The organism is Nostoc sp. (assembly GCF_036917815.1).
In the GTDB taxonomy this organism is placed as follows: domain Bacteria; phylum Cyanobacteriota; class Cyanobacteriia; order Cyanobacteriales; family Nostocaceae; genus Nostoc.
Genome location: NZ_JBALEK010000061.1, coordinates 155,357 through 171,902, shown reverse-complemented (window position 1 = coordinate 171,902; position 16,546 = coordinate 155,357). Strand labels below are relative to the sequence as shown.

The 16,546-nt window shown below is 41.8% G+C and carries 14 protein-coding genes; 7 read left to right on the top strand and 7 right to left on the bottom strand.

Features of this window, described 5'->3' with window-relative positions:
- The first annotated feature begins 191 nt into the window (after positions 1–191).
- From V7K97_RS18925 to V7K97_RS18910, 4 genes are all read left to right on the top strand, one after another.
- A complete protein-coding gene (locus V7K97_RS18925) occupies positions 192–1,364 on the top strand; it encodes a substrate-binding domain-containing protein (protein WP_442938916.1) in 1,173 nt (390 codons plus the stop codon).
- Between the two features lie 164 nt (positions 1,365–1,528).
- Positions 1,529–4,114, top strand: a complete 2,586-nt coding sequence (locus V7K97_RS18920; RefSeq protein WP_334802548.1) for a TonB-dependent siderophore receptor — start codon at positions 1,529–1,531, stop codon at positions 4,112–4,114.
- 192 nt (positions 4,115–4,306) lie between these two features.
- Positions 4,307–5,326, top strand: coding sequence for an iron-siderophore ABC transporter substrate-binding protein (locus V7K97_RS18915; RefSeq protein WP_334802547.1), 1,020 nt, complete (start codon positions 4,307–4,309; stop codon positions 5,324–5,326).
- Positions 5,327–5,358: 32 nt separating this feature from the next.
- Complete coding sequence (locus V7K97_RS18910) at positions 5,359–5,508, top strand: helix-turn-helix domain-containing protein (protein WP_442936914.1); 150 nt, start codon at positions 5,359–5,361, stop codon at positions 5,506–5,508.
- Positions 5,509–5,609: 101 nt separating this feature from the next.
- Here V7K97_RS18910 and nifE read toward each other — a convergent pair whose 3' ends face one another.
- The gene (gene nifE, locus V7K97_RS18905) at positions 5,610–7,001 is read right to left on the bottom strand and encodes a nitrogenase iron-molybdenum cofactor biosynthesis protein NifE (RefSeq protein WP_334802546.1); all 1,392 of its coding nucleotides are present in this window, start codon (positions 6,999–7,001) and stop codon (positions 5,610–5,612) included.
- Between the two features lie 1,059 nt (positions 7,002–8,060).
- Here nifE and V7K97_RS18900 point away from each other — a divergent pair.
- Positions 8,061–8,279 (top strand): hypothetical protein, encoded by a 219-nt coding sequence (locus V7K97_RS18900; RefSeq protein ID WP_094332111.1) that lies wholly within the window; start codon positions 8,061–8,063, stop codon positions 8,277–8,279.
- An 812-nt stretch (positions 8,280–9,091) separates the two neighbouring features.
- Positions 9,092–9,340 (top strand): FeoC-like transcriptional regulator, encoded by a 249-nt coding sequence (locus V7K97_RS18895; protein WP_334802545.1) that lies wholly within the window; start codon positions 9,092–9,094, stop codon positions 9,338–9,340.
- 82 nt (positions 9,341–9,422) lie between these two features.
- Here V7K97_RS18895 and V7K97_RS18890 read toward each other — a convergent pair whose 3' ends face one another.
- On the bottom strand, positions 9,423–9,761 hold the full coding sequence (locus V7K97_RS18890) for a hypothetical protein (protein ID WP_334802544.1): 339 nt from the start codon (positions 9,759–9,761) through the stop codon (positions 9,423–9,425).
- A gap of 119 nt (positions 9,762–9,880) precedes the next feature.
- Here V7K97_RS18890 and V7K97_RS18885 point away from each other — a divergent pair, with 119 nt between their 5' ends.
- Positions 9,881–10,183 (top strand): hypothetical protein, encoded by a 303-nt coding sequence (locus V7K97_RS18885; protein ID WP_334802543.1) that lies wholly within the window; start codon positions 9,881–9,883, stop codon positions 10,181–10,183.
- A 210-nt stretch (positions 10,184–10,393) separates the two neighbouring features.
- On the opposite strand, the gene V7K97_RS18880 is transcribed toward V7K97_RS18885, so the two are convergent.
- From V7K97_RS18880 to V7K97_RS18860, 5 genes are all read right to left on the bottom strand, one after another.
- Positions 10,394–11,230 carry a CheR family methyltransferase gene (locus tag V7K97_RS18880; protein WP_334802542.1) on the bottom strand — a complete coding sequence of 279 codons (837 nt, stop codon included), beginning with the start codon at positions 11,228–11,230 and terminating at the stop codon, positions 10,394–10,396.
- The gene (locus V7K97_RS18875; RefSeq protein WP_334802541.1) at positions 11,230–12,339 is read right to left on the bottom strand and encodes a protein-glutamate methylesterase/protein-glutamine glutaminase; all 1,110 of its coding nucleotides are present in this window, start codon (positions 12,337–12,339) and stop codon (positions 11,230–11,232) included. Before V7K97_RS18875 ends, V7K97_RS18880 begins: the two co-directional genes overlap by 1 nt.
- Before the next feature lie 150 nt (positions 12,340–12,489).
- Positions 12,490–13,791: a methyl-accepting chemotaxis protein gene (locus V7K97_RS18870; RefSeq protein ID WP_334802540.1), complete on the bottom strand. Its 1,302-nt coding sequence runs from the start codon at positions 13,789–13,791 to the stop codon at positions 12,490–12,492.
- A gap of 17 nt (positions 13,792–13,808) precedes the next feature.
- Positions 13,809–14,279, bottom strand: a complete 471-nt coding sequence (locus V7K97_RS18865; RefSeq protein WP_334802539.1) for a chemotaxis protein CheW — start codon at positions 14,277–14,279, stop codon at positions 13,809–13,811.
- A complete protein-coding gene (locus V7K97_RS18860; RefSeq protein WP_334802538.1) occupies positions 14,272–16,458 on the bottom strand; it encodes a chemotaxis protein CheA in 2,187 nt (728 codons plus the stop codon). Before V7K97_RS18860 ends, V7K97_RS18865 begins: the two co-directional genes overlap by 8 nt.
- Between the last annotated feature and the right edge of the window lie 88 nt (positions 16,459–16,546).

The window sequence follows — 16,546 nt, the reverse complement described above, 5'->3', positions numbered from 1 at the left end:
CAAACACTAGAAAACCTTGCTATTGCCCTGGCAGGTTAACGTCTCGGCTCCGCTCGACGTTAAAGCTGAGCGTAGTCGAAGCTTTAACTTTGTCATCTGCGGCCTTTTTTTAATGGAGAGATACATACAACCTCATGAAACCGGACGTGAATCTTTGCAACAATCTGAAGTCAATTAGAACTCGCTTGGGCATGAGCCAGCAAGAATTGGCTAATATCGCAGGTGTCACCCGTCAGACTATTGGTGGTTTGGAATCGGGACAATATGCTCCTTCAGTTACCGTTTCCCTGCGTTTAGCCAAAGCACTTGGCTGCACAGTTGAAGAGTTATTCTGGCTAGAGGGGGATTTACCTGAAATTGAGGCCATTGTTGCCGAATCAGCCTCTAACCAACAGCGATCGCGTGTTAATCTAGCACGAGTTGGGGATCAATGGATAGCTTATCCCCTGGTTGGGAATGATGCTTTTCGCATCGAAATGATTCCATCTGATGGTGAGATGGTTGCAGTGAATCAGCAACCTGTTATTAGCGTCAGCGATCGCCCAGCGTTAGCGCAGTGTCTCGTAGAGAGGAAAGAGCATCACTCGCAGGGTGAAGCAAAGAGCCAGAACGGTACAAATAAAGTCCTGGTTAGGCTGCTGAATGATATAGATAAACTACAAAATACAGTTGTGATTGCTGGTTGTACACCTGTGCTTTCCCTCTTAGCAAGAGCAACTGAATGCTGGCATCCAAAACTGCGAGTTTATTATCGTTTCGCCCACAGCAAGGCGGCATTACGTAGTTTGTGCCGAGGTGAAGTTCACATTGCAGGGATGCACTTATATGATCCCAAAACTGGGGAACATAACATTCCCTTTGTGCGGGAAGCCGCAACAGGTAAGAATTTCGTTTTGATTACCCTTGGAGTTTGGGAAGAAGGATTGTTAGTCCCACCAGGAAACCCAATGGGAGTTAAAACAGTTTCCGACTTAGTAGAATTTGGCGCAACTATTGTCACCCAGCAAGTGGGTTCTGGCAGTCGGATGCTTTTAGAACGGAAACTCCTTGAAGAACGAGTGCCATTCCAGACTGTGAAAGGATTAGACCATATCGCCCACAACCATCAAGATGTTGCCTTATCTGTAGTGTCAGGAATCGCTGATGCAGGCATCAGTACGGCATCTATAGCTGCTGCCTTTGGGTTGGGATTTATTCCCCTACATCAAGCGCGATACGACTTGGTGATTCTCAAAGAATACTTGGAACAATCACCAGTACAGCAGTTTCTCAATATCTTGGGACATCGGCTAGTGCGATCGCAATTAGAGGTTCTCGGTGGCTATGACATCAGCAAGATTGGGGAAGTCGTAGCAAATATTTAAAGTCATTCATCAATGACACGCTTAAAAAGCGGAAATACTTGTGGTTCAAGCAGTTTGTAATTGCTTGCGTAATTCAATTGGGTGTGAGGGTTTGAGGAGTGTATTTACAAAAACAATTTAGCTTTTTTTGGCACAGTTTTGTGCTGTCTAGTTCTTGTTTAGCGATGTCTATACCAGTTTTGGGTCAAGAAATCCCAAATATTAACGCTGGTAAACAGCAGTTCTCATCACAAAAAACTTTAACTACAGCAATACAACCAACGACAGAGATTCCCAGTCTCAGGAAGTTGCAATTTGGCAAGAGCAGTGCCGTATATTTATTAAGGACACCCAGGAATCAGAACTCTGTTTCTCAAATAAGTCAAGCGACAACTCCTGTTGTGTCAGTTACAGATGTGAAGGTGAACAACACAGATAAAGGCATAGAGTTAATTTTAGTTACGCCCAATTCTGAGAAATTGTCCGTTTCTGGGAAAACTGAAGGTAATTCCTACATTGCGAATATACCCAATGCTCAGTTGCAATTAGCAAATGGGCAGAGTTTTCAAGTATCATTGCCAGTAGCAGGAATTGCACTGATTACAGTAGCCAATGGGGATGCTAACACCCTGCGGGTGACAGTAGTTGGGGAAAAGGGTGCGCCTGTGGTGGAGTTATTTGATAGTCAGAGTGAAGGTTTAGTGTTTGGGGTAACTCCTGCTGCATCCACAGCACAGCAGCCAAAACCGACACCAGAGAAACAACCACCCATTGAGTTAAATGTGATTGGGGAGGCTGAAGGAAGTTATAACGTTCCTGACGCGAGTACAGCCACAAAAACACCAACGCCACTACGCGACATTCCTCAATCGATTCAGGTGGTTCCTCGGCAGAGTTGGGAGGATCAAGGAGCCATTAACGCTATTGATGCTTTAAGAAGCGTCGGTGTGATCCAGGCTTTCAATTCGCCGAGCAATGGTGATGTCTTCACCATTAGGGGTTTTCAGACAAGTAACATCCTTCGCAACGGTCTTAAGGACTATATAGGAGGAGCTACAACGGGACAAACTCAACTCAACGACATTGAACAGATAGAGGTTCTCAGAGGACCTGCCTCTGTCCTTTACGGCCAAGGCAATCCAGGTGGCACGATTAATTTTATCACCAAGCAGCCCCTGAGTGAGCCTTACTTTGCTGCCAGTATGACTGTCGGTAGTTATAGTTTGTATCAACCAACTTTAGATATTTCTGGGCCTCTGAATTCTGACAAAACGCTCCTTTATCGTTTAAATGTTTCTTATTTCAATACAGAAAGCTTTGTTGACTTTTTTAACTCCCAGCGTTATCTAATTGCGCCCGTTGTTAGTTGGCAAATAGATCCCAATACAAAAGTCACTTTTGAAACAGAATTCCGATACCAGCAGCAGTTTCCGAGAACAGGACTACCTGCTGTAGGAACTGTTTTGTCGAACCCAAACGGAAAGATTCCGCTCAGTCTTAACACATTGGATGTGAACGCCAAAAACGACACTACCTCTGTTTTGTTGGGCTATAACTTGGAACATCGCTTTAATGATAACTGGTCTTGGGTGAATGCTTTTAAGGTTAGGTTTGTTGGCTTTCTAAGAGATAGTGCCAATTCTGTCACTCTAAAATCTAATGATCAGACTTTGACCCGCTCAGAGCAAACCGATATAGGAGGACCAGGTGTAGATAACGAGTATGCTCTAGACAACCATCTGACAGGTAAATTTCAAATCGGCGGTCTTCAGAATGAATTAACCACAGGCTTTGACTTGTACAGAGAACTCAATATCTACAATCGGACTACGAGTACTATTGGTTCTATAGATGTATTTAACCCCGTCTATGGTCAGCCAGTTGGTGCTGTTATTTCTACACTTAATCAAAAAACGGTAAATGATGACATCGGCCTTTACATTCAAGATTTAGTCAAGCTTGCTTCCAATCTGAAGTTAGTCCTCGGCGGACGAGGAGATTTTGTCCAGAGTAGCGTTACCAACTTTTTAAATTCAAGTCTCAATAATACTCAACCCAATCAGGCATTTAGTCCTCGTGTAGGTCTTGTCTATCAACCTATCCAACCCATCTCACTCTATGCCAGCTACAGTCAATCCTTCTCCCAGAATGTTGGCACCACCTTTGGGGGTAGTTTATTTAAACCCAGTTTTGGTACGCAATACGAAGTGGGAGTCAAAGCTGATGCCCTCCAAAGCAGGCTATCTTCAACCCTTGCTTTCTATCAACTGACTCTATCCAATGTTTTGACGACTGATCCGAATAATCCCACATTTAATGTCCAAACGGGGGAGCAACGTAGCCGAGGGATTGAACTCAATGTTACGGGGGAGATATTGCCGGGCTGGAATGTAATTGCTTCCTATGCTTACACGGATGCACGGATAACAGCGGATAATGTATATGCCATTGGCAATCGACTGCCGAATGTCCCTTTGAATAGCGCGAGTTTATGGACAACTTATACTTTTTCCAAGAGTAAGCTGCAAGGATTAGGGTTTGGCTTGGGTTTATTTTATGTTGACGAACGGGAGGGAGATTTGAACAATGACTTCACTGTCCCCAGTTATATACGTACTGATGCAGCTGTGTACTACAAAAAAGGCCACCTTAGCCTTGCACTCAACTTCAAGAATCTGTTCAATGTTCAGTACTTCACCCCCCGAACTATCCAACTTGTTTATCCTGAAGATCCATTTACGGTGCAGGGGACAGTGAGTTATAAGTTTTGAGGAAAGAAGCTGTATTAGTCTGTCAAATTCATTTTGACGGGTTGATAGTGTGAGCGTCTAGCTCACGACGCGAGCAAGATGCTCACACTACCCATCAATTTAACCTTGTGCGATGACTGTCGTCAAAACTGACGCGATCGCACTTAACCACAATCACTCTCCTACAAACTCTATCTTGTTCACTTTGTCAATATGCCTCAGTTTAAGTTCTACTTGATTGTGCTACTGACGCTCCTAGTGGTTTCTGCTTGCAGTTTCTTGAATCCTCAATTACCAAAGCGCGACATTAGCCTCGTTTCCTCAAGTCAAAGCTCACCTGTAGAAGTCCACCTAGTCCGACATGCAATGGGTCAAACTCTAGTTCCCGTCCATCCTCAACGAGTCGTTGTTATCCAACGATGGCTCGTGCAAATACCTCTAGCTCTGGGGGTCAAGCTGGTGGGCGCTCCAGGTCTGGCTTTAACCCTCCAGGGGCTAGGGTTAGATAATAAGCAACTTGGTATTGAAGACATTGGCGCGGCTTTTGCGCCGACGAACCTAGAGAAGATTATGACTCTTAAACCGGACTTGATCTTAGGCACGGTTGATGAAAACCGGGACAACTACAGTTTATTGTCCCATATTGCACCCACCGTTTTGGTTAAGATGCCAAACAGTGGAGACTGGAAAGAGTCGTTTATGCCGGCAGCAAACGCTTTGGGGAAAACTGAAGCAGCAAAACTTGTAATCGATAAATATAACGCACGCATCGCCGAGTTCAAAGAAAAAATGGGTTCCCGACTCAAAAAGACTCAAGTTTCTGTTGTGCGCCTCTCGCCAAAGCTAATTGACGCGACAACCAAGAGTTCATTCTCTGGAGTCATCTTAGAGGATGCTGGTCTAATTCGTCCTCCCTCGCAAAATCTGGATGCAAAAGGAACTAAAAAGAAAGAGGGTAGCCCTGTTGGCTACAGTGTATTTTCAGAGGTACTCAGCCAGATAGATGGAGATGTCCTATTTATCTTACGCTATGGCTTCAAAGAACCAGCAGAGTCAAACAGCGCTCTCCGTCAACTAATGGCAGAACCTTTGTGGTCAAAGCTGAATGTTGTTAGGCAGGGAAAAATTCATATAGTTGATGAATTTTGTTGGCTCGCTGGCAGCTATCTATCAGCCAATCGAGTTCTTGATGATTTATTTACCTACTTAGTAAAAGAGGCTCAAAGAATTTAATATTTTTACTTATTCTCATAATATTGCCTCCCATGATTTATTCCCTTGAATTTTATACTACACATCAGGAAATAGCTGAGGTTTTGAATATGTCAAGAGTTATTGTAACACGTACATTGCAACAGTTCGAGGCAGAAGGAATATTGTTCCGCCACAAACGCCGATTGATTCTAAAACTGTAAAATCAAGCAGCTATATTTCTCCTAGTACAACACGGCGTAAATAAACCACCCATTCAAAATCAGTGAAATGCTTGCACTGTATTAATTTTGAAAATAATTTGTCAAACGACATCATTGTTGATTTTTTCATCCCAAGGAGCAGGTTTACTAACTTGCTCCCACACAGGACTATACAAGGCTTCATGCAATTTTCGTGCCAGTTCCACCAGCCCTACATAACCAGTGTAGGCATAATGGCGTTCATGGTTAACATCCAAAAAAGGAATTTGTGCTTTTAACGCTGTATATTGATTGCCAGATCCAGCAATCAACACATCAGCTTTTGTATCCTTGAGTACCTGTAGTAATGCCGGGGGAGTTCCATCGGCCAAAACAATGCCATCTTCACCAAGCAATTGTTTAATTTTGGCTTTCTCTTCTTCTGTAGTCTTGGCGCTAGTAGTAGCAATCACTTCCATTCCCAAATCTTTGGCCGCTAAAATAAACGACCAATTTTTTACACCACCACTAGCAAGAATAATCCGCTTGCCTTTCAACTGGGCACGGTAGGGAGCTAGGGCAATATCTAGGGCTGCGTTTTCTTCTCTGATCAATAATTCTGTACGTTCTTGAAGATATTTATCCCCTAATGCTGCGGCAATATTTCGCAAGCAATGGTTTAAGTTTTCCACACCGAAGAAAGATTCTTCAACATAAGGAATTCCATAAAGTTCTTGCATTGTTTGCGCCATTGGTAGCACTAAATTTGAGCAAATGACTACATTCAACTTGGCACGATGAGCATAGCAAACTTCTTTATAGCGTACATCACCCGTAATTTTGGAGAGAACGCGTATACCCAATCTCTTGAACAGTGGTAAAACATTCCACAAATCACCAGCAACGTTGTACTCACCAATAATATTGATATCGAAAGGGGTGGTAAATTCTGGCTCTAATGTTCCGATTACATATTTCAATAAAGCCTGATTGCCGATGCGATTACCTAAATTTTTACTACCAAGAAATCCAGGCGCATTTACATAGATAACTGGAATATCAATTTTCTGTGCAGCCAGTTTACAGACACTATCGATATCATCACCAATCAAAGTGGTAATACAAGTAGCGTAGACAAAAACAGCCGCAGGATTATAGCGTTGAGCAACATCAAGAATAGCTTGGTACAGTTTCTTTCCACCACCAAAAATGACATTACTTTCACCTAAATCAGTAGTAAAAGCAGTTTGGTATAATTGAGAGCCTGATGAGAGGCTACCACGAGTCGCCCAAGGATTATGAGTACAAGCAATAGCACCATGTACCAAATGAACAACATCAGTAATACCTCTGACAGAAACCATCGCTCTCTCTAAAGGACAACCTCCTTGATTTTTACCTGGTTGTGGTGGTTTTGTGCAAGTTACTTTTTTATTGCCACCCAATTTATTTTGGTTATGTTTGCAAGCTGTTTCTTTGAGTGGTTGGTTGATTTTTGTTTGAGTATTTTTCATGCCTTTCCTGGTACTGAAGATTAATACAAAAGAGTCAAGATTTAGAATTTAGAAGGTGCGGTGTCCTTTGCCAAATTATTTGTTAGCACTATTTATTAGCCAAAATTTTCTATAAGAATTAAATAACATACATTACCTCACCCTCAATCCCTCTCCTTTACAAGCAGAGGTAGGCTAAAGACAAGATGAGGTTTTGCATTTTATTTAATCCACGTTCCTAAACAATAGCCAAAATCTTTAATCCGATTAGCGTGCATCTCAATAAGTACAGTCCTTGCTACTAACAGCACGAACGCAAAGATGAATGAAAATCTTTCTCTGGCTCTAGCTAGATTTACACTAATTTGGCAAACGACAATAGCTGATATCAAGAAATACTCTTTGAGCTTTTGTATTCTCAGAATAAAAAATCTTTGAGTTACTTGACTTAAAAATCCTAACAGAAACTTTGATTGATAATAGTAAGATGTATAACAATAGCATGAATAAAAATTGAATCATTAGGCATAAAACCAGCTATTGATAGACAGTTTTGTATAGATTAAAAGCCATAGTTATTCTGAGAAAATAGGGAGCATACCATAATCTAACAAGTAGTGCGAGCATCTTGCTCGCATAATAGATTCAAGTGAGCAAGATGTTTGTCCTTCTGACACGCTACGCGAACGCACTACAAAATAAATCTGCAAAATAGGGATGCACCCAGAAAATAAGATGTTAATTCATGGATATAGACAGACTATCTTAACTGTATATGAGGAGATAAATGATTTAAATTCTATTTCTTTAAGCAGACTTTTTAGTGAGTCAGTTAATTCAATCGACACTATCGCAGTCTCTTAGAGTGTCCAGGACAAATCTTTATTAATACCGTGGTGCGATCGCCGACTACCCCCAGAAGGGGACGAATGATGTGCTTTATCTAACTTCAAGGAGAGAATCGAATAATTTTGGTTTGGTATAAGTATTTACGTACATATACTCATCTTATAATCAGCGAAAGTATTGTTAGAATTGAGCAGAATAGAAATTATTCTTTTCTATACCAGGAGTAAGCTCATGACAACCCAACAAAACCTAGCCAAAACCGATCCACACTACCATACAGCGAAAATCAAAGGTCAGTTGAACGATCTGATAGCACACTTGCGTGAAGATATTAGCAAAATCGAAGAGCCAAAGGCTCAGGCTCTTTTTGAAACTACAGCTGAAGTTCTCAATGGTCTGGTGAATGCTTACAATGATTACGATAAACACTCAGAGGAAGCCTGGAAATAAATTATTAAGCTTCAATCTAGTGGTCTGTCAAATTCATTTTGGCGGTTAGGGAGACGCGATAAATCGCCGTCTCTACAGGGAATCTATCCGTCAATTATTTCTTGACAGACTACTAGCTGTGGGTAGCTGCAAACATAAAAGCCCAAATTTGTAGGGGTTACAAATGCAGAGGTAAGCGGAGTTAGCGCAGAGGTAAGCAGAGTTTTTCGGAAATTAATTCGTTACAAACTTGTGAAATACTGTACTAAGTGGACTATTTGAAGCAAGAATCTCCTGGAAGATTCCGCCTACAGGGGTCATAGCTTGTACCGAAAATCATTTTTCTCCTCTGCCCCTCTGCTTTCTTGCAAAGATAATTTTTCCCTCTGCTAAAAGGGTCTCAGAGCAACTAAATTTATTTATGAAAATTAAAAAAATGAATAAGGGGTTTATCCCAAAAGCAATTGATGAACTGCAAGCAGACTAAAGTTCCCCCGAACTTAGGAACTGCTACCGATCAACTACTTCCACAATCCTCCAGATACTTGTGGAGCAAGATCATCAGTTCATCAAACTATTGGTGAACTTATGGGATTTGGCTTTTTCACTAGAGCGCAAGTGCTTGGAGATCCTTTGTGCTTTAGCGATTTATATTCCCTATAGATCAAGAATATCATACATCTGGCCAATTTACTTGCGCTGGCCAATTAATTTACAAACAGTATTCGTGGTTACAATTAGTCATCACGAATTTTACAGGACTTACGCAAAATATCTCTCAAACTCTGATTTCTCCGTGTCCTCTGCGCCTCTGCGGTTCGCTATTCCGTAACTTGTGCGTAAGTCCTATTTTATTGTCCTGTAGCGCCAGATTGACAGTTAGTGAACTACAACAATTCCTTTCCCAGCACAAAAAAGCCTCTCTTGCAGATATGCAACTCCACTTTCGTATGGATGGAAATGCTTTACGAGGAATGCTGAGTAAGCTAATCCGTAAAGGTCGAGTCCGCAAAATGGAGGATGGGAAAAAGTGTGGTGGATGTTACAGTTGTGAACCAGAAGCGATTGAATTTTATGAATAGGTTTGTTAAAGTTCCGCTTTACCAACCGCAGATAACAATGTAGTCATTTTGATCAATAAACTCTATATTTAGTAACATCTTGTCAAAGAGTTAACTTTCCACTTTGCAACATTTGAAGTGCCAAAGCACGACAACTAGAGCAATCACAGCCAAATTTAGCAATAGCCACATCCCCAACAGTATCACTATTTGCATCTAGAGAAAACACTCGTGGATTCACTTGTATGTCAACAGTTTTAGTTGTTTGTATAACAGAACTATTTGTTGAAGAAGCAACGGTATCAGCAATTTTGTGCTTTAGGCTATTGTTAGTTGTATGTACAGAACGTGAACTTTCTGCGACAGCAATATGACTCATCAAGACTAACAAAGACAAAACACAAGAACTGCTAATTAGTGTCAGCGTTGTTTTATTAATCACAAAAATTTTACCTTGTCGTTTATCAAATTAGAGTCTAGCATAAGCATAAATATCTGCTATTACTAAACAATTGAAGTTTAGTCAAAATAGCTACAATCAACTTACTGAAAATACGTGCTATGAACAAGAAAGTTTTGACAATACTTGGTTGCTCTAGCTCTGTAGCTACAGCATTCCTAACTCCTTACTCTGCTCAAGCTCTCATGCCAAATAAAATACTAGGTGTAATTGCACCTGCTCCAACTGTCACTCGCACTTCCTCCCAGGAAGATTTTCCTCAAATATCTGGAATTTCAGATAGCATGGTTAAACAGTATGCACAGGTAAAGTTTGGCTGTACTTGTGCAAATTGTATGAACTTAGCACGTCAGATGCTCCAGCAAGGCGGCTCTTCCCCTACTGGCTCAACATTAGGTTCTTGAATTTTGCCTAAATTGATTTTTTCTAGGCAAAGTTAGATGGAGCTAGTCTGTAAAGCTTATATGCCTAAAGCTGCAAGCGATCGCATAAAATTGCTTGCAGTATAAATAAATGTACAAAATGGAAGGGATACGAACGCTAGCCGCAATATTCAAAGCTGGGGGTGGGGTGCAATGACTGTGGGAATCATAACTAATTATGCGGACATGATATTAAGCATTGTGCAATTGATAGCAGATACTCTTGTTAAATGAAACCTGCTTGAATGAGCCATCCAGGTTGATAGTCGTCTCAGCACTACCGAGAAACAGGTAGCCATCTGTTCTTAATTGCTGTTTTACCTTTCTTAGCAAGACTTTCTTGGTCGCTAGATCATAGTAGATTAAAACATTGCGTAAAAAGATCACGTCGATTTCAGGAAGGGATGACCAAGATTGCATCAGGTTGATCTGACGAAACTCTGCCATCTGGCGAATTTCGGACTTTATTTGCCAGTCACTATCTAGGCGATGAAAGTACTTGTCACGGAGATTTTCAGATAGTCCGCGGTTAATTTCAAGTTGGTTATAATGCCCTTTTTGGGCGCGCGCTAATACCTTGGTGGAAAAATCGCTAGCAATTAGCCTTATAGACCAATTGGTAAGTAAGGGAAAATGTTCACGAATTAGCATAGCGATACTGTAGGGTTCTTGTCCATTAGAGCAAGCAGCACACCAAATGTTTAGCGATCGCTCAATGGCTCGTTTTTTGATTAACTCTGGTAGTATGTATTGTCTCAGTGCTTCAAAAGGGTGATGATCTCGAAAGAATGAGGTTTCATTAGTGACTAACGCCTCGATTGTCTGGACATGAAGATTGTTAAAGGGTTGAGTCTTTAGATATGCCACCAGTTCAGCAATTAAAGTGAATCCTGCTGATTCTGCAATTGGCTGTAAATGTAGCTCCGCCAGATAGCTTTTATCAGCAGACAACACAACTGCTGAATGATCGCGAACTAATTGACGAAGATACTCAAAATCATCGGTGCTTACACTCTTAGTCTGTTCCATTACAGACCGGAAATAGGATTTTTATGGTCACGAATTCGGCGCATAATTTCACTTGCCATTTGGTCAAGGGTGACAATTTGATCGGCAAGTCCAGCATTAACCACAAAACTAGGCATCCCCCACACCACACTACTGGCTTTGTCTTGTGCTAGCACTTGTCCACCCGCCTCGCGGATACACTTACAGCCATGTAACCCATCTTGCCCCATACCTGTGAGGATAACTGCGATCGCCCCGGCACCATAAACCTCTGCTACCGAGCGAAACAGAACATCTACTGAAGGACGACAGGAATTTTCGCTTGGTGCTTGATGAGTAGCAAGTCGAACCACACCTTTGTCGCGTTGCACAACCAAATGAAAATCTCCCGGTGCAATCCAAGCTTGTCCAGGTTCTAATACCACTCCGGGAACCGCTTCATTGACTGGGATTTGACATTTAGAAGATAATCGTTCAGCTAATAGTTTCGTAAACATGGGGGGCATGTGTTGCACAATCAAAATGGGAACTGATAAATCGGCTGGAAGCTCTCTAAGCAATACAGTTAGGGCATTAGGTCCTCCAGTAGAAACCCCAATTGCTACAACCTCTACCCGCTTGGGATTGGTGTAAAGGGGAAAAACAACTGGATGAGCAACCGTGCTTGGTGTTGTCAATGTAGTAGTTATTGCACCAAATACTTTGATTTTGGGAATTAAATCCGCTTGAATATGTTGATTTATCGCCTCTACACTTCCTAAGTTACTAGGTTTTGTGGCATAATCTGAAGCCCCTAAAGAGAGAGCTTCGAGTGTTGCGATCGCTCCAGTCCGTGTAGAGGTACTGAACATAATCACTGGTAGGTGGGGATAGATTTGTCGAATCGCACAGAGAGTTTGTAAACCATCCATTTCTGGCATTTCGATATCCAGGATCACAATATCGGGATTGACCTGGGGAATTTTGGCAAGGGCAATGCGACCGTTAGCAGCGACTCCTACCACTTCTAGTTCTGGATCGATAGACAAAATCTTACTGATTCGGCTCCGAACTACTACCGCGTCATCAACAACTAGTACCCGAATTTTGGGCATTGGGGATTGGGGATTAGGGATTGGGGCATGGGGCATGGGGCATTGGGGATCACCCTCTGAAACTCTCTTTCCTCTGTTACCTCTGCGTCCTCTGTGGTTCGTTTTCCATTACCTGCGCGTAAGTCCTAGACTTTTATACACCACCGTAGCTCTGGGGATTAGTGGCAATGGGGGACAGTGAAAAAACTAATATATGAACTGGCTAACGACTTTCTGCAAATCTACTGCCATGCGCGATAATTCTGTGGCTGCCTCTAACGTATTACTCGTGCCAATCGTTGTACTTTGAGTATTCAATGCGACAACTGCGATATTTTTGGCAATATCAGATGTCCCTTTGGCTGCTTCAGCAATATTGCGGCTAATTTCATTTGTCGTTGCTGTTTGCTCTTCAATAGCACTAGCGATCGTGCTTTGAAAGTCGTTGATTTGATTGATAATATCAGTAATCTGAGTGATGGCTTGAACCGCAGCTTTGGTATCTGTCTGAATCGCTTCAATGCGCTGGCTAATATCTTCAGTGGCATTTGCTGTTTGTTTGGCTAATTCTTTCACTTCGTTTGCGACTACAGCAAATCCTCTGCCGGCATCTCCGGCTCTTGCAGCCTCAATTGTAGCATTGAGTGCCAGCAAGTTTGTTTGCCCAGCGATCGCAGTAATAACTTTAATTACTTTGCCAATTTCAATGCTGCTTTGACCAAGTTTATTAATTGTTTCATTGGTGCGATCGGCAGTTTTAACTGCTTGAGTCGTGACTTTTGCCCCTTCCATGACGGTCTTAGCAATTTCTTGAATGCTGGCATTCATCTGCTCTACCGCAGTCAAAATTGTACTGCTATTTTGGCTCACCTGTTCGGCGGAGCTAGATGCAGAGGTTGCCTGTTCAGCAGTTTGTTCGGCATTTTGAGTCATTTCTGTGCTGACTGCGGTCAATTCTTCTGATGAAGACGCAACTGCCGTCGCCACCTCTGCCATCTGTCTGATTGAAGACCTCAAGCTGCTAATCATTTGATTGGCATTATCTGTGAGTTGCTTAAAATCTCCAGCATTGCTTTCCTCAATTTGTTTGGCTAAATTTCCTTGAGCAACGACAAGGGTTACTTCATTAATACTTTTGATCTGCTCTCTTAAATTTGTAGACATTTGGTTGAAGTTATCAAGCAATCCTTGCCAACTCCCCTCTGCTCCTTTGACGACGGCTTGAGAGCCAAGCTTCCCTTCTGTACCAATCTCGGCTGCCAAGTGAGAAACTTCTTGGGCAAAGTTTTGGTTGAAACTTACCAATTCATTAAAAACTAAGACAATTTCACCTAGTTCATTATTCTCGACAGGTAAACGGACGCTAAAATCACCATTTTTTACAGATTTCAGTGCTAATAGTAACGCTTGCAGTTGCTCTTTTGTTACACCGTCATCAGTCGGCGAAGCTACACTATCCTCTGAGGAAGATTTAGAGTTGGCTGTTTTTGCAGCCCGATTCGTAGTCATTGCAAAGCGCTCCTCAATTAGTGGGTAACGTGATTTATCAAATTAACATTTAGAATTTTTTCGGCATCTAAAACTAGCAGAAATCCATCTGGGAGAGGGTAAGCCCCTGCTAGCATCCAACGAATTTTACCTTTTAAGGTTGTCGGTGGGAGTTGAAATGTGCTCTCTGGAAACTCTAAGACATCACCAACATTATCGACGAGCAAACTGACTACTTCATCCTCAAAACGTACAATAATATTAAATCCCTGGGCTTCATCTACAAGTTTTAGATTTAATTGTGTCTGCGGTTCGCTCATCTCTAATCGGCGTTGCAAATCGATTACAGTAATAATTTGTCCACGTAAATTAATTAAGCCACAGATATCTGGTGGGGCTAAAGGTATAGGAGTTATTGCTTGTGGGCGAATCACTTCTTGAACGTGCAGCACATTAATACCAAAATAAACTCCTTTGAGAAAAAATGTACAAATTTGTTTTTCAGCCATTAGTAATCAATTGCAGCAAATGAGGGTTAGCAATGCGAATTACAGCCTCAATGTCAAGTATTTCGGTAATTTTACCCTGAAATACAGCGCAAAAAAGCACACCCGGTCTAGTAGAGACACCTGTAATTGTCAGTGGTTCTTCTACAATGTCAAGAATCCGCTCAACCACTAGCCCAACGCTGAATTCTGAGGAGGGTGAGACAATCACTATCTGGAGAGTCTCTGCAACAGTTGCCTTAGTCCGATCATGGAGGTCATTCTCATAACTCTGGGAAAATACTTTGTTCAGGTCAATTAGTGGCAACACTTTACCATAAGACTGCACTACATACTGATTACCTACTTTCTCTACCGCAGAGCAAAGAATCTCTTCGAGCCGAAAGGCAATGGTCAATGGGATGCCCATACGAGCGCCTTCTGGCCCTTCAAACAATAATATTGTTTGACGAGCGATAACTTGGTCTTGGTCTTTTCTGGCGTTTTCAATCAATAACTGCTGCTTTTGTTTTGCGGTTACACCACATCGGTTTGCCAAACCAATAACATCAATAATTAATGTAACTGTGCCATCCCCTAAAATAGTGGCTCCGGCAAATAAAGATTCCGCCTTTAACTGTTTTCCTAGAGGTTTCACCATAATGTCTTGGATGTCTTCAATTGTGTCCACAACCAAGCCAAATTGATAGTTATCAACTTGCACAATTACCAGACTGAACATTTCCAAGTTGGTATCACTATTGGGGATTTGTAATACTTGATTTAAATAAACTAATGGTACAAGAGTGTCCCGCAAGCGATACACAGGTACATCGTAAAACATCTCAATTTGATTAACTGCCTGTGCTTCTAGGCGTACTAGCTCTTGTATACTTGCTTGGGGAATGGCATAGCGATCGCCACCACTGGTGACAATTAATGCGGGAATAATTGCCAAGGTCAGGGGAATCTTAATTTTGAATGTCGTTCCTTGTCCTTGCTGGCTATAAATTTCAATTGTGCCGTTAATTTTATCAATATTATTCTTGACAATATCCATCCCGACTCCACGCCCAGAAAGGTTTGTCACCTGTTCTGAAGAAGAGAAGCCGGGTAAGAAAATTAAGTTTATGACTTCCAACTCACTCATGGACGCAGCTTCTACGGCACTCACTAAACCCAGTTGCTGCGATCGCTTTTTAAGTTTTTCTACATCGATCCCACGACCATCATCGCCTATTTCAATATTGACTTTGCCGCTTTCATGATAGGCTCTTAAAAATAACCGTCCCACAGATGACTTTCCACAAGCAGTCCGCTCGGCTGGTAACTCAATGCCATGATCTATACAGTTACGTACTAAGTGAGTCAAAGGATCTTTAATCGCTTCAATAATGCTTTTATCCAGTTCAGTATCTATTCCCTCCATGTCAACCTTAACTTGTTTACCGGAAGCGATCGCCAAATCGCGCGTCACGCGAGGAAACTTTTGCCAAATGGTACTAATTGATTGCAGCCGAGTTTTCACGATCTCTTCCTGCAACTGGGATGTCAGAAGACTAAGGTGTTGGCAAGTAGCAGTAAAGCTACTATCCTTAAACTTGGTACTAAATCCAATCACCTGATTACGGGTTAAAACGAGTTCACCCACGAGGTTCATCACCTGATCTAGCAGGTTAACATTGACTCGGATCTGAGAAGATTCTGATGCTGTCAAGGTTGAGATTTCCGGGAATTCGTGATTGAAATACGTAGTATCAATATTTGTCTGTAACCCTTGCGGATTAACAGCAGATGCGATCGTCGCCTGCTCAGTTAACTGCAATTGAGTTAAACTCGTAATCAGTGCTGAATAATCGCGATCGCCCTCATGCCTCGTTGCTTCAATTTGGGACAGAACCTGCCGAATGCTGTCAAGTATTTGCAGTAAGGTATTGATAATCGTTGGGGTAATTGCTAGCTGGCCAGTGCGTAAAGACGAGAGCAAATTTTCTCCAGCATGAGCAAGTGATTCCAATTTGGGAAATGGTAAAAAGCCGCAGTTTCCTTTAATTGTGTGGAGTGACCGATAAATGCGAACTATGGCTTCTCCTTGTTCTGATACTTGATCGATAGAAATAATATCTTGTTCAATTTGATTCAGATTTTCATAGCTCTCAATCAGGAATGCTTCTATATCATCGTTAATTTCAGTTAACTCCATTGCCTTTTCGGTGAAAAAATTAGATCCTTGGTGTTGATGGTAATTTAACTTTAAATCTCAGCAATATACCGCTTTCAAATAATATTTA

Excerpts from the sequence above, each read along its gene's own strand:
- V7K97_RS18860 (WP_334802538.1), bottom strand. The coding sequence starts at position 16,458 with ATGGAGTTAACTGAAATTAACGATGATATAGAAGCATTCCTGATTGAG.
- V7K97_RS18900 (WP_094332111.1), top strand. The coding sequence starts at position 8,061 with ATGACAACCCAACAAAACCTAGCCAAAACCGATCCACACTACCATACA.
- nifE (WP_334802546.1), bottom strand. The coding sequence starts at position 7,001 with ATGAAAAATACTCAAACAAAAATCAACCAACCACTCAAAGAAACAGCT.
- V7K97_RS18885 (WP_334802543.1), top strand. The coding sequence starts at position 9,881 with ATGAACAAGAAAGTTTTGACAATACTTGGTTGCTCTAGCTCTGTAGCT.
- V7K97_RS18925 (WP_442938916.1), top strand. The coding sequence starts at position 192 with ATGAGCCAGCAAGAATTGGCTAATATCGCAGGTGTCACCCGTCAGACT.
- V7K97_RS18870 (WP_334802540.1), bottom strand. The coding sequence starts at position 13,791 with ATGACTACGAATCGGGCTGCAAAAACAGCCAACTCTAAATCTTCCTCA.
- V7K97_RS18915 (WP_334802547.1), top strand. The coding sequence starts at position 4,307 with ATGCCTCAGTTTAAGTTCTACTTGATTGTGCTACTGACGCTCCTAGTG.
- V7K97_RS18875 (WP_334802541.1), bottom strand. The coding sequence starts at position 12,339 with ATGCCCCATGCCCCAATCCCTAATCCCCAATCCCCAATGCCCAAAATT.
- V7K97_RS18880 (WP_334802542.1), bottom strand. The coding sequence starts at position 11,230 with ATGGAACAGACTAAGAGTGTAAGCACCGATGATTTTGAGTATCTTCGT.
- V7K97_RS18910 (WP_442936914.1), top strand. The coding sequence starts at position 5,359 with ATGATTTATTCCCTTGAATTTTATACTACACATCAGGAAATAGCTGAG.
- V7K97_RS18865 (WP_334802539.1), bottom strand. The coding sequence starts at position 14,279 with ATGGCTGAAAAACAAATTTGTACATTTTTTCTCAAAGGAGTTTATTTT.
- V7K97_RS18920 (WP_334802548.1), top strand. The coding sequence starts at position 1,529 with ATGTCTATACCAGTTTTGGGTCAAGAAATCCCAAATATTAACGCTGGT.